10 protein-coding genes are annotated in these 12,743 nt (G+C 69.2%); 7 read left to right on the forward strand and 3 right to left on the reverse strand.

The features are described 5' to 3' along the window. Positions 1-148: 148 nt before the first annotated feature. A complete protein-coding gene (locus AB3X08_RS04655) occupies positions 149-688 on the forward strand; it encodes a hypothetical protein (RefSeq protein ID WP_369936566.1) in 540 nt (179 codons plus the stop codon). 267 nt (positions 689-955) lie between these two features. Here the strand turns inward: AB3X08_RS04655 and AB3X08_RS04660 are convergent, their stop codons facing one another. Continuing rightward, complete coding sequence (locus AB3X08_RS04660; protein ID WP_369936568.1) at positions 956-1,171, reverse strand: DUF6434 domain-containing protein; 216 nt, start codon at positions 1,169-1,171, stop codon at positions 956-958. Positions 1,172-1,265: 94 nt separating this feature from the next. Here AB3X08_RS04660 and AB3X08_RS04665 point away from each other — a divergent pair, with 94 nt between their 5' ends. After that, positions 1,266-2,585 (forward strand): hypothetical protein, encoded by a 1,320-nt coding sequence (locus AB3X08_RS04665; protein ID WP_369936569.1) that lies wholly within the window; start codon positions 1,266-1,268, stop codon positions 2,583-2,585. A gap of 495 nt (positions 2,586-3,080) precedes the next feature. Here the strand turns inward: AB3X08_RS04665 and AB3X08_RS04670 are convergent, their stop codons facing one another. Next, the gene (locus AB3X08_RS04670; RefSeq protein WP_369936570.1) at positions 3,081-4,340 is read right to left on the reverse strand and encodes a 6-phosphofructokinase; all 1,260 of its coding nucleotides are present in this window, start codon (positions 4,338-4,340) and stop codon (positions 3,081-3,083) included. A 144-nt stretch (positions 4,341-4,484) separates the two neighbouring features. Between AB3X08_RS04670 and AB3X08_RS04675 the strand changes: the two genes are divergently transcribed. From AB3X08_RS04675 to AB3X08_RS04685, 3 genes are all read left to right on the forward strand, one after another. Continuing rightward, positions 4,485-5,048 carry an adenylate kinase gene (locus AB3X08_RS04675; protein ID WP_369936571.1) on the forward strand — a complete coding sequence of 188 codons (564 nt, stop codon included), beginning with the start codon at positions 4,485-4,487 and terminating at the stop codon, positions 5,046-5,048. A gap of 1,055 nt (positions 5,049-6,103) precedes the next feature. Beyond that, positions 6,104-7,549 carry a UDP-N-acetylmuramate:L-alanyl-gamma-D-glutamyl-meso-diaminopimelate ligase gene (mpl, locus tag AB3X08_RS04680; protein WP_369936573.1) on the forward strand — a complete coding sequence of 482 codons (1,446 nt, stop codon included), beginning with the start codon at positions 6,104-6,106 and terminating at the stop codon, positions 7,547-7,549. A gap of 22 nt (positions 7,550-7,571) precedes the next feature. Further along, positions 7,572-8,153 carry an LON peptidase substrate-binding domain-containing protein gene (locus AB3X08_RS04685; RefSeq protein ID WP_369936575.1) on the forward strand — a complete coding sequence of 194 codons (582 nt, stop codon included), beginning with the start codon at positions 7,572-7,574 and terminating at the stop codon, positions 8,151-8,153. A gap of 696 nt (positions 8,154-8,849) precedes the next feature. Here AB3X08_RS04685 and AB3X08_RS04690 read toward each other — a convergent pair. Further along, positions 8,850-10,865 carry a bifunctional DedA family/phosphatase PAP2 family protein gene (locus AB3X08_RS04690; RefSeq protein WP_369936576.1) on the reverse strand — a complete coding sequence of 672 codons (2,016 nt, stop codon included), beginning with the start codon at positions 10,863-10,865 and terminating at the stop codon, positions 8,850-8,852. A gap of 48 nt (positions 10,866-10,913) precedes the next feature. Here AB3X08_RS04690 and AB3X08_RS04695 point away from each other — a divergent pair, with 48 nt between their 5' ends. Both AB3X08_RS04695 and AB3X08_RS04700 read left to right on the forward strand, forming a co-directional pair. After that, positions 10,914-11,588, forward strand: a complete 675-nt coding sequence (locus AB3X08_RS04695; RefSeq protein WP_369936577.1) for a serine/threonine-protein kinase — start codon at positions 10,914-10,916, stop codon at positions 11,586-11,588. A gap of 126 nt (positions 11,589-11,714) precedes the next feature. Continuing rightward, positions 11,715-12,530, forward strand: coding sequence for an SDR family oxidoreductase (locus AB3X08_RS04700; RefSeq protein ID WP_369936579.1), 816 nt, complete (start codon positions 11,715-11,717; stop codon positions 12,528-12,530). Positions 12,531-12,743: the final 213 nt, after the last annotated feature.

Below are 12,743 nucleotides of genomic sequence, written 5' to 3' on the forward strand. Positions count from 1 at the left end.
TGCGTATCGCAATGTGCGACCTGGCCTGAACGCGCCGAGTATGCGCCCGGGTTCTGCGCATCGCCAGCACCAGGCGCCTGCGCTGTCTTGGCGCCGCGTTCAGTCGGCGCGTGGCAGCGTTGCGCATCGCTTTCAAGGAGCAAAGCCCATGCAATCGACGATCCCGGCGCAGTTGCGCGCACTCGCTTCGACTCTGGCCCTGGGCCTGTGCGCCTGCGCGCCGCTGGTCGCCTTGGCCGCCGATCCGGTCCCGGAACTGCAGCGCCAGCCCGGTGCCGCGCAGGCGGTGGGCGTGGTGCATACGATCCGGCAGATCCCAGAGGCCTGCGTGCGCTTCGAAGGCGTCTACACCGGCGATGCGGCGCAGCCCTACAAGTTTTCCGCGGTGCGCAGCAGCCCCACCTGCCAGCCGCGCGCCAAGCTGGTGGAGTTCGACCAGGCCAAGCCCAGCGAGGCGACGGGTTGGAAGTTCAACGACGTGATCCGCGTGCCCAGCGCCGCCTGTCCGTCGCAGCAGGCGGTGGTGCGGGTGTGGCGCAAGCCGGTGGCGACCAAGGCGGATCTCGACGGCCAGGGCCAGTCGCGGATCTACCTGGAAGAGGCGAAGAAGCAGGCGGCGGCCGGCGCGATCGCGCAGGTGCCGCAGTTCGCCGCGCAGATGACGGTGGAAGGGAAGGCCTGCCGCTGAGCTGTTGCGCGTAGCGACAGGCCTCGCGGCATTCGGCTGCTCGCGACTGCTAGCGCAGCATCGCCGATGGGTTGCGCGGTCATCGAGTGGCCGCGCACGTTTGCTGGCTCACCGGTGCGCTCGCATGCTCGCGCCGTTCGCCGGGCTCAGCTCCGTAGCCGCTGCCTGAAATGCATTTCTCTCGGCCGCGAACGCGCGGTGCCGCGCACCGTCGCCGGTTCCAATCAACTGCATAGGCCGTGCGAACCGCGCGCACTATCGAACCAGCTACCCTCGTGGCTGCCGTCGGCGCAACCATTCGTCGGCAACCTTGCCCATGCGCTTGGGCGTGCCGTCCTTGATCCACGCCATGAAGGCGCGATCGAACTTGAACTCGGCGCCACAGGCGCCGGCCAGGAACCGGCGCACTGCCTGCGTATTGCGGTAGGTCTCGTTCACCGGCGTTGCGCGCGTGATCGGGCCGTTGTGCCAGTCGAAGCTCATCTCGTTCCTTGTCGATCGTGCGCGCCGATCGCGGTCTTGTCTTTCGTCGCGCTCTTGGCAATAGTACTGCACGCGCCAGAAGATCCGAGCATCCATGCGATTTCAATCGATTGTCAGCGGCTTGTTGTTGCTGACGGCGGCGACGGCCGCGAGTACGGCCGCGGTGCCTTCCGCCACGGCCGTGCCGGATGCGCCCGCGCCGGATACGGCGGCGCGCGTCCAGGCCGCCAACGACCAGTCCGTGCAGGACGCCATGCATGGCCGCTATCTGGATGCCTCGTTCGGCCTGCTGGCGCATCTCGGCGTGGCCTCGGCGGGCGATATCCAGGATGCGGACGTGTTCGACCAATGGGCGCAGGTGATGTCGTGCATGACCGGTATGCCGACGTTCAATCCGGCGAAGGCGGCGGACTTCCACGTGCCGGAGGAGCAGCTCGCCGACCTGCGCGGCGCGCACGGCGTTGCCGCGGTTGCGGAGATCGTGCGCCGCGCGCGCCGCACCAGCATCGTGATCCTCGACGAGAACCATCTCGATCCGCGCGGCCGCGCGTTCGGGCTGGAGGTCGCGCGCGCCTTGCGCCCGCTCGGCTACACTGTGCTGGCGGCCGAGGCGTTGAAGCGCGATGCCGACGATGCGGTCTCGCGCGACAAGATGGCGGCGCTCTCGAAGGATGGCTACCCACGGCAGACGAGCGGCTACTACCTGCACGATCCGGTCTTCGCCGATTTCCTGCGCCAGTCGCTCGCGCTGGGCTATCGCCTGGTGTCGTACGAAACCACGCGCACGGACTACGCCGCCGATCCCGGCGAGGCCCAGGCGCAGCGGGAGCAGGACCAGGCCGACAACCTCATCCGGCGCGCGCTCGAGCAAGCTCCCGCCAGCAAGATCCTGATCTATGCCGGCGAACACCATGCCGCCGAACGGCCGATCGCCGCAGAGGGCGGAAAGGTCGAGATGATGGCGCAGCGGCTCAAGCGCGCCACGGGCGTCGATCCGCTGACGATCGACCAGGCGGGCCTGTCGCCGATCCCGATGAATCGGCCCGACGCCGACCTGTACGCCATCGCCGAACCCAAGACGCACGGCCGGTCCGTGGTCCTGATGCGGCACGGCAAGCCGCTGACGGTGGGCCTGCTCGCCGGTTCGGTGGATCTGCAAGTCGTGCACCCGCGCACGACGCTCGTCGCCGGGCGTCCGCAATGGCTGACGGGCATGGGCCGCACGCCGAGTCCGATCCCGCAGGCGCTGTTGCCGACCGCCGGCACCCGCCTGGTCCAGGCCTTCGTCGCGCGCGAGGGCGACGACGCGATCGCGCTGGACCAGGTGCTGGTCGCGCCGGGAACCGCAGCTCCCGCGTTGATGCTGCCGTCGCTGCCGGTTCGCTACGCCGTGCAGGAACGCGACGCGCGCTAGGGCGTGTCATCGATCCCGAGTAGGTCGCGTTGGGTCTGTCAGGTTGCCAGCCGGCGCTGCGTGGCGCAGCGCCTGACTGGCGGTCAGGTCAAGCCGCGCGGCGCTGGCTGGCGGCCTGACAGGCCCAACCCGCAGGGCCGCTCTTGTGCGCCCTGGGCGCCAGGTCATCGCCCGGGTGGAGCCATCCTCCCCGCCTTCTCACGCGTGCTGCCTCGTGCACGCACAAGAACGGCGCGATCTGCTCGGGGATTGATGACACGCCCTAGGGCCGACGACGCGATTGGACTGGATCCATTCCATCCGCGTTAACCGGCGCTAGGCCGTCGCGAGGGCGCGCGGCGCGGGTGCCGGAGACGGCAAGCCTAATGAGGCGAATTCGCTGCGTTCGCTGCAGCTTTCGCCAACGCGTTCGCGGGCGGTGATGCCATCCTCCATGCACCACGCGCGCATCGACGTGAGCCTATGCGCCGTCATGGCCGGCGCGCGCCGGGCGGGTCAGCCCTCCCAGGCCGGCAGCTTCTTCTTCATCGCCACGTTCTTCAGCGCCACGTACTTCGGCAGCCCGTCGCTGCGGTCGTAGGGCGGATACGCTTCGCCGCGGATCAGCGGCTGCAGGTAGCGACGCGCCTTCTCGGTGATGCCGAACCCGTCCTTGCGCAGGAACGCCGGCGGCATCTTCTTCTCGTGGTTGGCGATCTTGCTCAGCGGCGCGGCCTCGATCTTCCAGCGGTACGGCGCATCGCTGCTGCGCACGATCACCGGCATCACCGCGTTCATGCCCTTCAGCGCGAACTGCACCGCGGCCTTGCCGGCCGCCTGCGCCTGCTCCCAGTCGGTCCTGGAGGCGATGTGGCGGGCCGAGCGCTGCAGGTAGTCGGGCAGGGTCCAGTGCACCTTGTAGCCGAGTTCGGCCTTGACCTTGCCGGCCAGGTACGAGGCCACGCCGCCGAGCTGGCTGTGGCCGAACGCGTCGGTGCCGCCGCGGGCGTCGGCGACGAAGCGGCCGTCGGCGGTCTGGATGCCTTCGCTGGCCACCACCACGCACCAGCCGACCTTGTCCACCACCTTGCGCACCTGCGCCAGGAACGCGGCTTCGTCGTAGGCGCGTTCTGGGAACAGGATGATCTGCGGCGCGTCGTCGGGCGACTGCGCGGCCAGTCCGGCCGCGGCGGCCAGCCAGCCGGCATGGCGGCCCATCGCCTCGTAGACAAAAACCTTGGTCGAGGTCTCGGCCATCGCCGCCACGTCCAGCGCCGCCTCGCGCACCGACACCGCGGTGTACTTGGCGGCCGAACCGAAGCCGGGACAAGTGTCGGTGACCGCCAGGTCGTTGTCGATGGTCTTGGGCACGCCGATGCAGTGCAGCGGATAGCCGAACGCGTCGGCCAGCTGCGACACCTTCCACGCGGTGTCGGCCGAATCGTTGCCGCCGTTGTAGAGGAAGTAGCGCACGTCGTGCGCCTGCAACACCTGCAGCAGACGCTCGTACTTGGCGCGGTCGGCCTCCAGCGACTTGAGCTTGTAGCGGCACGAACCGAACGCGCCGCCGGGCGTGTGCGCCAGCGCGCGGATCGCCGCGGCCGACTCCTTGGAGGTGTCGATCAGCTCCTCGCGCAGCGCGCCGAGGATGCCGTTGCGCGCGGCCAGGACCTTGACCTTGCGTGCGCGCGCCTCGCCGATCACGGCGGCGGCGCTGGCGTTGATGACGGCGGTGACGCCGCCGGACTGGGCATACAGCAAGGTGCCTTGGGCCATGGTCGGGACTCGCTCCTGGGGTGGGGACATTGCCGGGACATTGCCCGGATGCGTTAAGCTGGGGGCCTTGCGGTACAGCGCAGGCGTGGCCCCGAGTCTAACGCCGCCGGCCGCGCACGGTAATTTCCTCGAGGAGTCAGGTTGATGCGATTGGTTCTGTTGGGACCGCCCGGATCGGGCAAGGGCACGCAGGCGAGCCGCCTGAAGGACAAGCTGCAGATCCCGCACATTTCCACCGGCGATCTGTTGCGTGCCGAAGTCGCCGCCGGCACCCCGCTGGGCGTGCAGGCCAAGGAAGTGATGGCGCGTGGCGACCTGGTTTCCGACGACATCCTGCTCGGCATGCTCGAATCGCGCCTGGGCCGCGACGACGTCGCCAACGGTTTCATCCTCGACGGCTATCCGCGCAACCTGGCGCAGGCCTCGGCGCTGGACGAGCTGCTGGCCAAGATCGGCCAGCCGCTGGACGCGGTCGTGCAACTGGACGTGGCCACCGAACTGCTGGTCGAGCGCATCGCCGGCCGCGCCAAGGCCGAAGGCCGCGAAGACGACAACCCCGAGTCGGTGCGCAAGCGCCTGCAGGTGTACAACGATTCGACCGCGCCGGTGATCGGGTTCTACGACAAGCGCGGCACCCTGGCGCGCGTGGACGGCGTCGGCTCGCTGGACGACGTGCTGGCGCGCATCCTGGCGGCGATCGGCCGCTGAGACGGCCTTGCGCCGAGCGCCCGCCTCGTTGCGGCGTGCTCGGCGCGAGCGATGGTCGATGGTCGATGGTTCGTCCCGTCCGCGGCGCCCCCTTTGCGGACCCGCGGCCATCTTGCTGGGCGCACTGTAGAAGGGCTTCAGCCCCGACGGTTTCGGAAGTCGGAAGGTTCGCCGCTGCGCTTGTCGCGGTTGAACCGCTCCTGCAAGGTTTGGGCTTGGTTGCCTGGGGACGTTGTGGAAGTGCTTTTCGTTCCAGCATTGCCCGCGCCGGCGCTTCTGCTGCTTTTTCTATCGCGACTGATGATCCGGGCCATCTGGAGCCTCTCCCAAGGGATTGCAGCCTGCTCGCTTGGTGCACTGTGGGAGGGACTTCAGTCCCGACGGTTTCCGAAGCCGCCGAGTCCGCCGCTGCATTCGTCGCGGCTAGAGCCGCTCCAGCAGGGACTTGCGGCAAGCTGACTGGGTGCACTGTAGGAGGGGCTTCAGCCCCGACAGGCTGTGTCCGAAGTCTGCACATCTCGCACTTCCCTTGTCGCGGTTGAAACCGTTCCTGCAAGGGAAAAGGACGTAAGGCCGGCGTGTGCGGCGCGCGCGCAGGGTTCAATCCCGCCAGGGCGTCGACCAACTCCGGCTGCCGCGCGTCCGTGCCACTAGGTCAGCGAACCGCTTTCTGCGCAAGATCCAACCGCATCCGCCGTCAACAGTGGGCAGGCCAAACCGACGCCTCCCGCCACGCGCGGACGCGGGCGGGAGGCCGGAAACGTTAGGTGCCAGCGAACGGGCTTGCTCAGGGCCCCACAACATGAGCTCCCTTGGGGATGGCCTCTTGGGGAGTAGGACCGTAGGGTGTTGCGGCTGGCCCGTTCATTTTCGATGTTGGCTCCCGACTTGCCTATCGGGAACTTTCTTCAGGGGGTGTGGGGGATTCCCTACTTGACGTCGCCGCCATTTCGAGCGCTGAGCGGCAGGCGCCAGCCCATCGGTGGGCCGCGCCGCGGACCGGCCGCCGCACCGTGCCGGTTTGCGCGCGTCGGGGGATCGGCGACAATCGCGGCATGAGCAAGATCCATATTCTCGGCATCGCCGGTACGTTCATGGGCGGTGTCGCCGCGTTGGCGCGCGAACTCGGCGATGAGGTCGAAGGCAGCGACCAGGCGATCTACCCGCCGATGTCCACGCAACTGGAACAGCTGGGCATCGCGCTGAAGCAGGGTTACCTGCCCGAACACATCGCGGCCGACTGCGCGCAGGTGATCGTCGGCAATGCGCTGTCGCGCGGCAATGCCGCGGTCGAGGCGGTGCTGGATTCCGGTCGCGCCTACACCTCCGGCGCACAGTGGCTGAGCGAGCGGGTGCTGCCCGGGCGCGATACGCTGGCGGTGGCCGGCACCCACGGCAAGACCACCACGACCAGCATCCTGACCTGGCTGCTGCAGGCGGCCGGCCGCGAGCCCGGGTTCCTGATCGGCGGCGTGGCCGAGGATTTCGGCGTGTCCGCGCGTTTGGGGCGTCCGGTTGCCGAACTCTCATCCATCGCTTCGCGCCAGCTTCTCCCGGAGGGAGAAGGAGATCAGGTGCAGGACCTGGCGGACCGGCCGTTGTTCGTTGTGGAAGCCGACGAATACGACACCGCGTTCTTCGACAAGCGCAGCAAGTTCGTGCACTACCGGCCGCTGGTGGCGATCCTCAACAACCTCGAGTACGACCACGCCGACATCTTTCCGGATGTCGCCGCGATCCAGCGCCAGTTCCACCATCTGGTGCGCACCGTGCCGCGGCGCGGGCGGCTGATCGTCAACGGCGAGGACGCGCATCTGCGCGAGGTGTTGGCGATGGGCTGCTGGACGCCGGTGGAGCGCTTCGGGTTCGATCCGGCGTTCGAATGGAGCGCGCGCCTGCTCGCGGCCGACGGCAGCCATTTCGCTGTCTTGCATCAAGGCCAGCAACTGGGCGAAGTGCGCTGGCCGTTGCTCGGCCGGCACAACGTGATGAACGCGTTGGCCGCGTTGGCCGCGGTACACGCTGTAGGGGTGACGCCGGCGCAGGTGATGCCGGCGCTGGCGCAGTTCCGCAGCGTCAAGCGACGCCTGGAAGTGCTGGGCCAGGCGCAGGGCATCACCGTCTACGACGATTTCGCGCATCACCCCACCGCGATCCGCACCACCCTGGAAGGCTTGCGCGCCAAAGTGGGCGCGGCGCGCATCGTGGTGGCGATGGAACCGCGCAGCAATTCGATGCGGCTGGGCGCGCATGCCGATGCGCTGGCGCCGGCGCTGGACGCGGCCGATGCGGTGGTGTTCCTGCAACGGCCGGAGCTGGCCTGGGATGCCGGCAAGGTGATCGCGGCGGTCCGCGGCCAGGCCTGTGCCGCCGCGGACGTGGACGCGTTGCTGGCGGCGCTGCAGGCGCAGGCGCGCGCCGGCGACCACGTGGTGTTCATGTCCAACGGCGGCTTCGACGGCGCGCCGCGGCGCTTCCTGGCGGCGTTGCAATGCGCGTAGTGGCGCGCGCTGGAGCGCACGCATGAGCGACGAGCGCAGCACGCTGGCGTTGTTCCCGCTGCATGCGGTGCTGCTGCCGGGTGCCTCGATCAAACTGCGCGTGTTCGAACGCCGCTACCTGGACATGGTGCGCGATTGCGGTCGCAGCGGCGGCGGCTTCGGCGTATGCCTGATTCTGGAGGGCGCCGAAACCGGCGTCCCGGCGGTACTGGCGGCGTACGGCACCGAGGCGCGCATCGTCGATTTCGATGTCGGTGCCGACGGCGTGCTGGTGCTGAGCCTGCGCGGCGAACGCCGCTTCCATGTGCTGCGCAGCCGGGTCCGCGACAACGGCCTGGTGGTCGGCGACGTGCGCTGGCGCGAGCCGGACGAGGACGACGAGTTGCGGCCGCAGCACGCGCTGTTGTCGACCGTGCTGGACAGCATCCTGGACCAGGCCGCCGACGTGTATCCGGTGGCCGGCCCGCGCCTGCTCGACCAGGCCGCCTGGGTCGGCTGGCGCCTGGCCGAACTGTTGCCGCTGGCCGAGCGCCAGCGCCTGGCGCTGTTGCAGGAGGACGATCCGCACGAGCGGCTGGAGCAGTTGTTGTCCTGGATTCCTTGAAGCCGGGATTCGGGATTCGGGATTCGCAGCGCTGGCGGCGGATGCGTCGATGACAGCCTGCAGCAGCACGTTCGATCCGGTAATGCCCCTCTGTGGGAGCGGCCTCAGGGCCTCTAACCCCTCGGCAGCATGGCAGTGCGCTTGCGCCGCCGATGCGTTCGCATGGATGCCGTGGCACCGCGGCCACTTGGTTCTCCTGTCGCGGCTGAAGCCGCTCCTACAGGGGCGCTGCGCGCATGGTGTAGGAGCGGCTTCAGCCGCGACAGGAAAACGCCATGCGCAACGTATAGCTTCGGACTGAAGTTATTAGAGGTGCGCTTCAGTCGCGACGCCGTTTGCCTGGTTGGCTGTCGCGATCGAGACCGTTTCGGCTATAAGCGGTACGCAAGCTGGCGGTCATAGCGGCGGCGTGTGACGCGGAGAGCGAGGGCGCGTCGCGTGTTCGCATGCTTGGCGCGACATGGCGTTGGACGGCGTGCTGCGCTGTGGTCGGGAGTGGACCGAGGCCATTGCGTTCCATGTGAAGCGTGGTATTTCGCGGTCGCGCAAACGCGCGGGCGATGGCACCAGGCCGACCGAATTCAATCCTGCATACGTCGCGGTTCGCCCACACCGCCGGGGAGTGGAGGCTCATGGCGACGACGGGCAGCATGGCACTGCCTGGATGGCCTGTCCGCGCGCCGCCCGCGAACGCGCTCAGGGCGCGGCAGGCGGCGCCTCGCCCTCGCTGCGCACCAGCAATACCGGCACATCCGACGGGCGATGCATGTCCCTGCGCGTGGGCAGCGCGTGCAATGCGTCGGTGACCGCGTTGAGTGCCGGATCGGCGCCGCGCAGCGGGCGCCACAGGCCGATCAGGTTGAAGTGGCGTTCGTAGCGCAGGCTCTGCGCGCTGCCCAGCCACAGCGGCACGTCGCCCGGTTGCAGCCGCGCCGGAGCCGGCCACAGGCGCAAGGCATAGAGTTCGCCGGGGCGCGGGCCGCTGCGCAGCATCAGCAGCGATTCCACCTGGGTGTCCAGCGTGGCCGGCAGCACCGGGACGCGTTCGGCCTGGGTCTTGTAGTCGAGCAACTGCAGCGCCTGCTGCCAGCCGGCTTGCGGCTGCACGCGCCAGCCGGCGGCTTCGAGCTGGCGCTGCAGCGGCGCCAGCGGGCCGGCCACCTGCAGGTCCAGCGGCCAGCGCTGGTCGTCGTCGAACTCGTTGCGCCGCGACGGCAGCAGCCGCCATTCGTCCTGCCACCAGGTGCTGGCCGCCAGGTCCATCAGCACCGGCGGCGGCGGTTCGAACTTGGCCAGTTTCCGCTCCAGGTTGCGCGGCGCGTACCACAGTGCCGCGGCGACGAAGCCGCCATAGAACAACCAGGCCAGCGGCTTCATCCAGAACGCGCGGTTGAAGCGGCGGCGGTAGGCGATGCCCAGCACCAGCAGCCAGAAGATGCCGAACAGCATGCCGCCGACCACGTCGCTGAGCCAGTGCGCGCCCAGGTACAGGCGGGCGAAGCCGATCAAGGTCACCACCACGCCCGACAGCAGGTACGGCCACACCCGCGAGCGCCCGGGCAGCTCGCGCGCGATCAGCACGGCGAAGAAGCCGAAGCTGATCGTGGCCATGGTCACCGCCACCGAGGGAAAGCCGAAACCGCTGCTGGCCGCCGGCGGACGCACCACGTGCACCGTGGTGCCGAGCAGCTTGGTCAGGGCCAGGCCGAAGGCCAGTGCCGCCAGCCAGTGCGCCGCGGCCATCCAGCGCTGGCGCCAGATCAGGTAGACCAGGCCCAGGGTGGTGGCCGGCACCAGCACCTGCCAGTCGCCGAGCGAGGCCAGCGCGGTCATCGGGTAGTCGGCCAGCGGGTTGCGCAGCGCCAGCATCAGATCGTGCACAGCCAGGTCAAGCCGCAGCGGCTCGCCGTGGCCGACCACCACCATCAGCAGCGCGAACCAGCCCCAGCCCAGCGCCAGCAGCATCACCGCCAGCATCGCCAGCGGCACCGACTCGCGCCGTTGCGGGTCGAACGCGGCGATCGAATAGCGGCCCAGCACCGGGTGCCGGCGCGACCAGTCCAGGCCGCGCGCCAGCAACGCGTCCATGTGCCCGGCCGACCAGCGATAGCCGTACAGCACGATCGCCCACACCAGGCCCAGCGCCAGCACCAGCAGCCCCAGCACCAGGAACAGGCGGCCGGCGACCGCGGCGACCGCGTCGTAGGCCTGGCCGAGCAGCCAGCCCGGGCCCAGGAACAGCAGCGCCCAGCTCACCGCGGCCACGCCGCTGGCGATGAAATAGCGGCGCAGCGGCATCTTCATCATGCCGGCCACGGCCGGCACGAACGGGCGGATCGCGCCGACGTAGCGCGCCACCAGGATGCTCTTGAAGGCGTTGCGGCGGAACATCGCCTCGCCGCGGTCCAGCAGCTGCGGGTAGCGCTTGAACGGCCAGTAGTTGCGCAGCTGGTGACCCCAGCGATGGCCGACCCAGTAGCTGAGCGCGTCGCCGGCCAGTGCGCCGAGCGCTGCACTGATGACCGCATACGGGCCGGAAATCTGGCCGAGTCCGATCAGCACGCCGATCGCGAACAGCAGCGGCAGCGCCGGCACGATGGTGCCCAGCACGATGACCGCGTCGCAGAACGCGATCGCGAAGATGACCACGCCGGCCAGGATGGGATGCGCTGCGACCCACTCCAGCGTGGCGTCGATCCATGATGCATTCATGGGTCCAGTATAAGTGGGCGAGCATGGCGTTCCGCTTAAACTGGGTGGATGACACGCGCGCCGGCCGCTTCCACCCACATCCTCAAGTCCGACAGCTTCGGGCGCATCCTGCTGGTGCGCGAGGCCGGCGGCCACGGCGAGCGCGTGTTCGTGCGCCGCGACCTGACCGCCGCGCCATGGTGGCTGCGCCTGCCGGCGTGGTGGCTGGCGCGGCGCGAGGCGCTGGCGTTGCGGCAGTTGGACGGGATGGCGGCGACGCCGCAGCTGCGCGGCTGGGACGGCACCTTCCTGGACCGCAGCTATCTGGCCGGCGATGCGATGTACCAGCGCCCGCCGCGCGGCGACCTGGCCTACTTCCGCGCCGCACGGCGCCTGCTGCAGCAGGTGCACCGGCGCGGCGTGGCGCACAACGATCTGGCCAAGGAAGCGAACTGGCTGGTGCTGGAAGACGGCAGCCCGGCGCTGATCGACTTCCAACTGGCGGTGCGCGGCGCGCCGCGTTCGCGCTGGATGCGGCTGCTGGCGCGCGAGGACCTGCGCCACCTGCTCAAGCACAAGCGCATGTACTGCCGGCAGGCGCTGACCCCGGTCGAACAGCGCCTGCTCAAACGCCACTCCTGGGTGCGCGAACTGTGGTTCGCCACCGGCAAGCCGGTCTACCGCTTCGTCACCCGGCGCATTCTGAAGTGGGAAGATAATGAGGGGCAGGGGCCGAAGCCCTGAGAAGCCGGCATTCGGGATTGGGGATTCGGGATTAGTAACGGCGCATGGTGGCGTCGGGGAGTGTCTTGGCGCGGATAGCAAAGGCGCTAAGCTCTGGCGAATCCCCAATCTCGAATCCCTAATCCCGTGACCTTACAAGGCAAAACCCTCCTAATCACCGGCGCCTCGCGTGGGATCGGTCTGGCGATCGCGCTGCGCGCGGCGCGCGACGGCGCCAATGTGGCGATCGCGGCCAAGTCGGCGGTGCCCAATCCGAAGTTGCCCGGCACCATCCATAGCGCGGCGGCGGCGGTCGAGGCGGCCGGCGGCCGCGCGCTGGCGCTGAAGTGCGACATCCGCGAGGAGGAGCAGGTGCGTGCGGCGGTGGCGGCGACGGTCGAGGCGTTCGGCGGCATCGATATCCTGGTCAACAACGCCAGCGCGATCTGGCTGCGCGGCGCGCTGGATACGCCGATGAAGCGCTTCGACCTGATGCAGCAGGTCAATGCGCGCGGCAGCTTCCTGTGCGCGCAGGCCTGTCTGCCGCACCTGTTGCGCAGCGCCAATCCGCACATTCTGACCCTGGCGCCGCCGCCGTCGCTGGATCCAAAATGGTGGGCGCCGCATACCGGCTACACGCTGGCGAAGATGGGCATGAGCTTGGTGACCCTGGGCCTGGCCGGCGAATTCGGCCCGCAGGGCGTGGCGGTCAATGCGCTGTGGCCGCGCACGCTGATCGCCACCGAAGCGCTGAACATGATTCCCGGTGTCGCCGCGGGCAACGGTCGGCGTCCGGAGATCATGGCCGATGCGGCGCATGCGCTGCTAACGCGCACCGCGGCCGGGTTCCATGGCCAGTTCCTGATCGACGACGAAGTGCTGGCCGCGATCGGAGTGACCGATCTGTCCGGCTACGCGCTGGATCCGGCGCAGCCGTTGTTGCCGGATCTGTTCCTGGATTGAGTGGCGCTGCGTCGTAGGGCGTAGGCGCGGCGAGCGTCCGCAGCGGGGGCGGTGCCGCGCTGGTGCTGTGCCCGGTAGGGTAGCCGCAGCGGTGTTGATCTCTGCGAGGTTCCTGCTTCGTTCGTCGCGGCTGAAGCCGCTCCTACAGGGAGCGTGGTGCGGATGACTGCGCGGTGGTGGAGTGTTCGGGCAGCCGGTGCGGTGGCAAGGGCC

Origin of the sequence: Xanthomonas sp. DAR 34887 (genome assembly GCF_041245805.1) — a bacterium.
In the GTDB taxonomy this organism is placed as follows: Bacteria; Pseudomonadota; Gammaproteobacteria; order Xanthomonadales; family Xanthomonadaceae; genus Xanthomonas_A; species Xanthomonas_A tesorieronis.

Excerpts from the sequence above, each read along its gene's own strand:
- AB3X08_RS04655 (WP_369936566.1), top strand. The coding sequence starts at position 149 with ATGCAATCGACGATCCCGGCGCAGTTGCGCGCACTCGCTTCGACTCTG.
- AB3X08_RS04660 (WP_369936568.1), bottom strand. The coding sequence starts at position 1,171 with ATGAGCTTCGACTGGCACAACGGCCCGATCACGCGCGCAACGCCGGTG.
- AB3X08_RS04665 (WP_369936569.1), top strand. The coding sequence starts at position 1,266 with ATGCGATTTCAATCGATTGTCAGCGGCTTGTTGTTGCTGACGGCGGCG.
- AB3X08_RS04670 (WP_369936570.1), bottom strand. The coding sequence starts at position 4,340 with ATGGCCCAAGGCACCTTGCTGTATGCCCAGTCCGGCGGCGTCACCGCC.
- AB3X08_RS04675 (WP_369936571.1), top strand. The coding sequence starts at position 4,485 with ATGCGATTGGTTCTGTTGGGACCGCCCGGATCGGGCAAGGGCACGCAG.
- mpl (WP_369936573.1), top strand. The coding sequence starts at position 6,104 with ATGAGCAAGATCCATATTCTCGGCATCGCCGGTACGTTCATGGGCGGT.
- AB3X08_RS04685 (WP_369936575.1), top strand. The coding sequence starts at position 7,572 with ATGAGCGACGAGCGCAGCACGCTGGCGTTGTTCCCGCTGCATGCGGTG.
- AB3X08_RS04690 (WP_369936576.1), bottom strand. The coding sequence starts at position 10,865 with ATGAATGCATCATGGATCGACGCCACGCTGGAGTGGGTCGCAGCGCAT.
- AB3X08_RS04695 (WP_369936577.1), top strand. The coding sequence starts at position 10,914 with ATGACACGCGCGCCGGCCGCTTCCACCCACATCCTCAAGTCCGACAGC.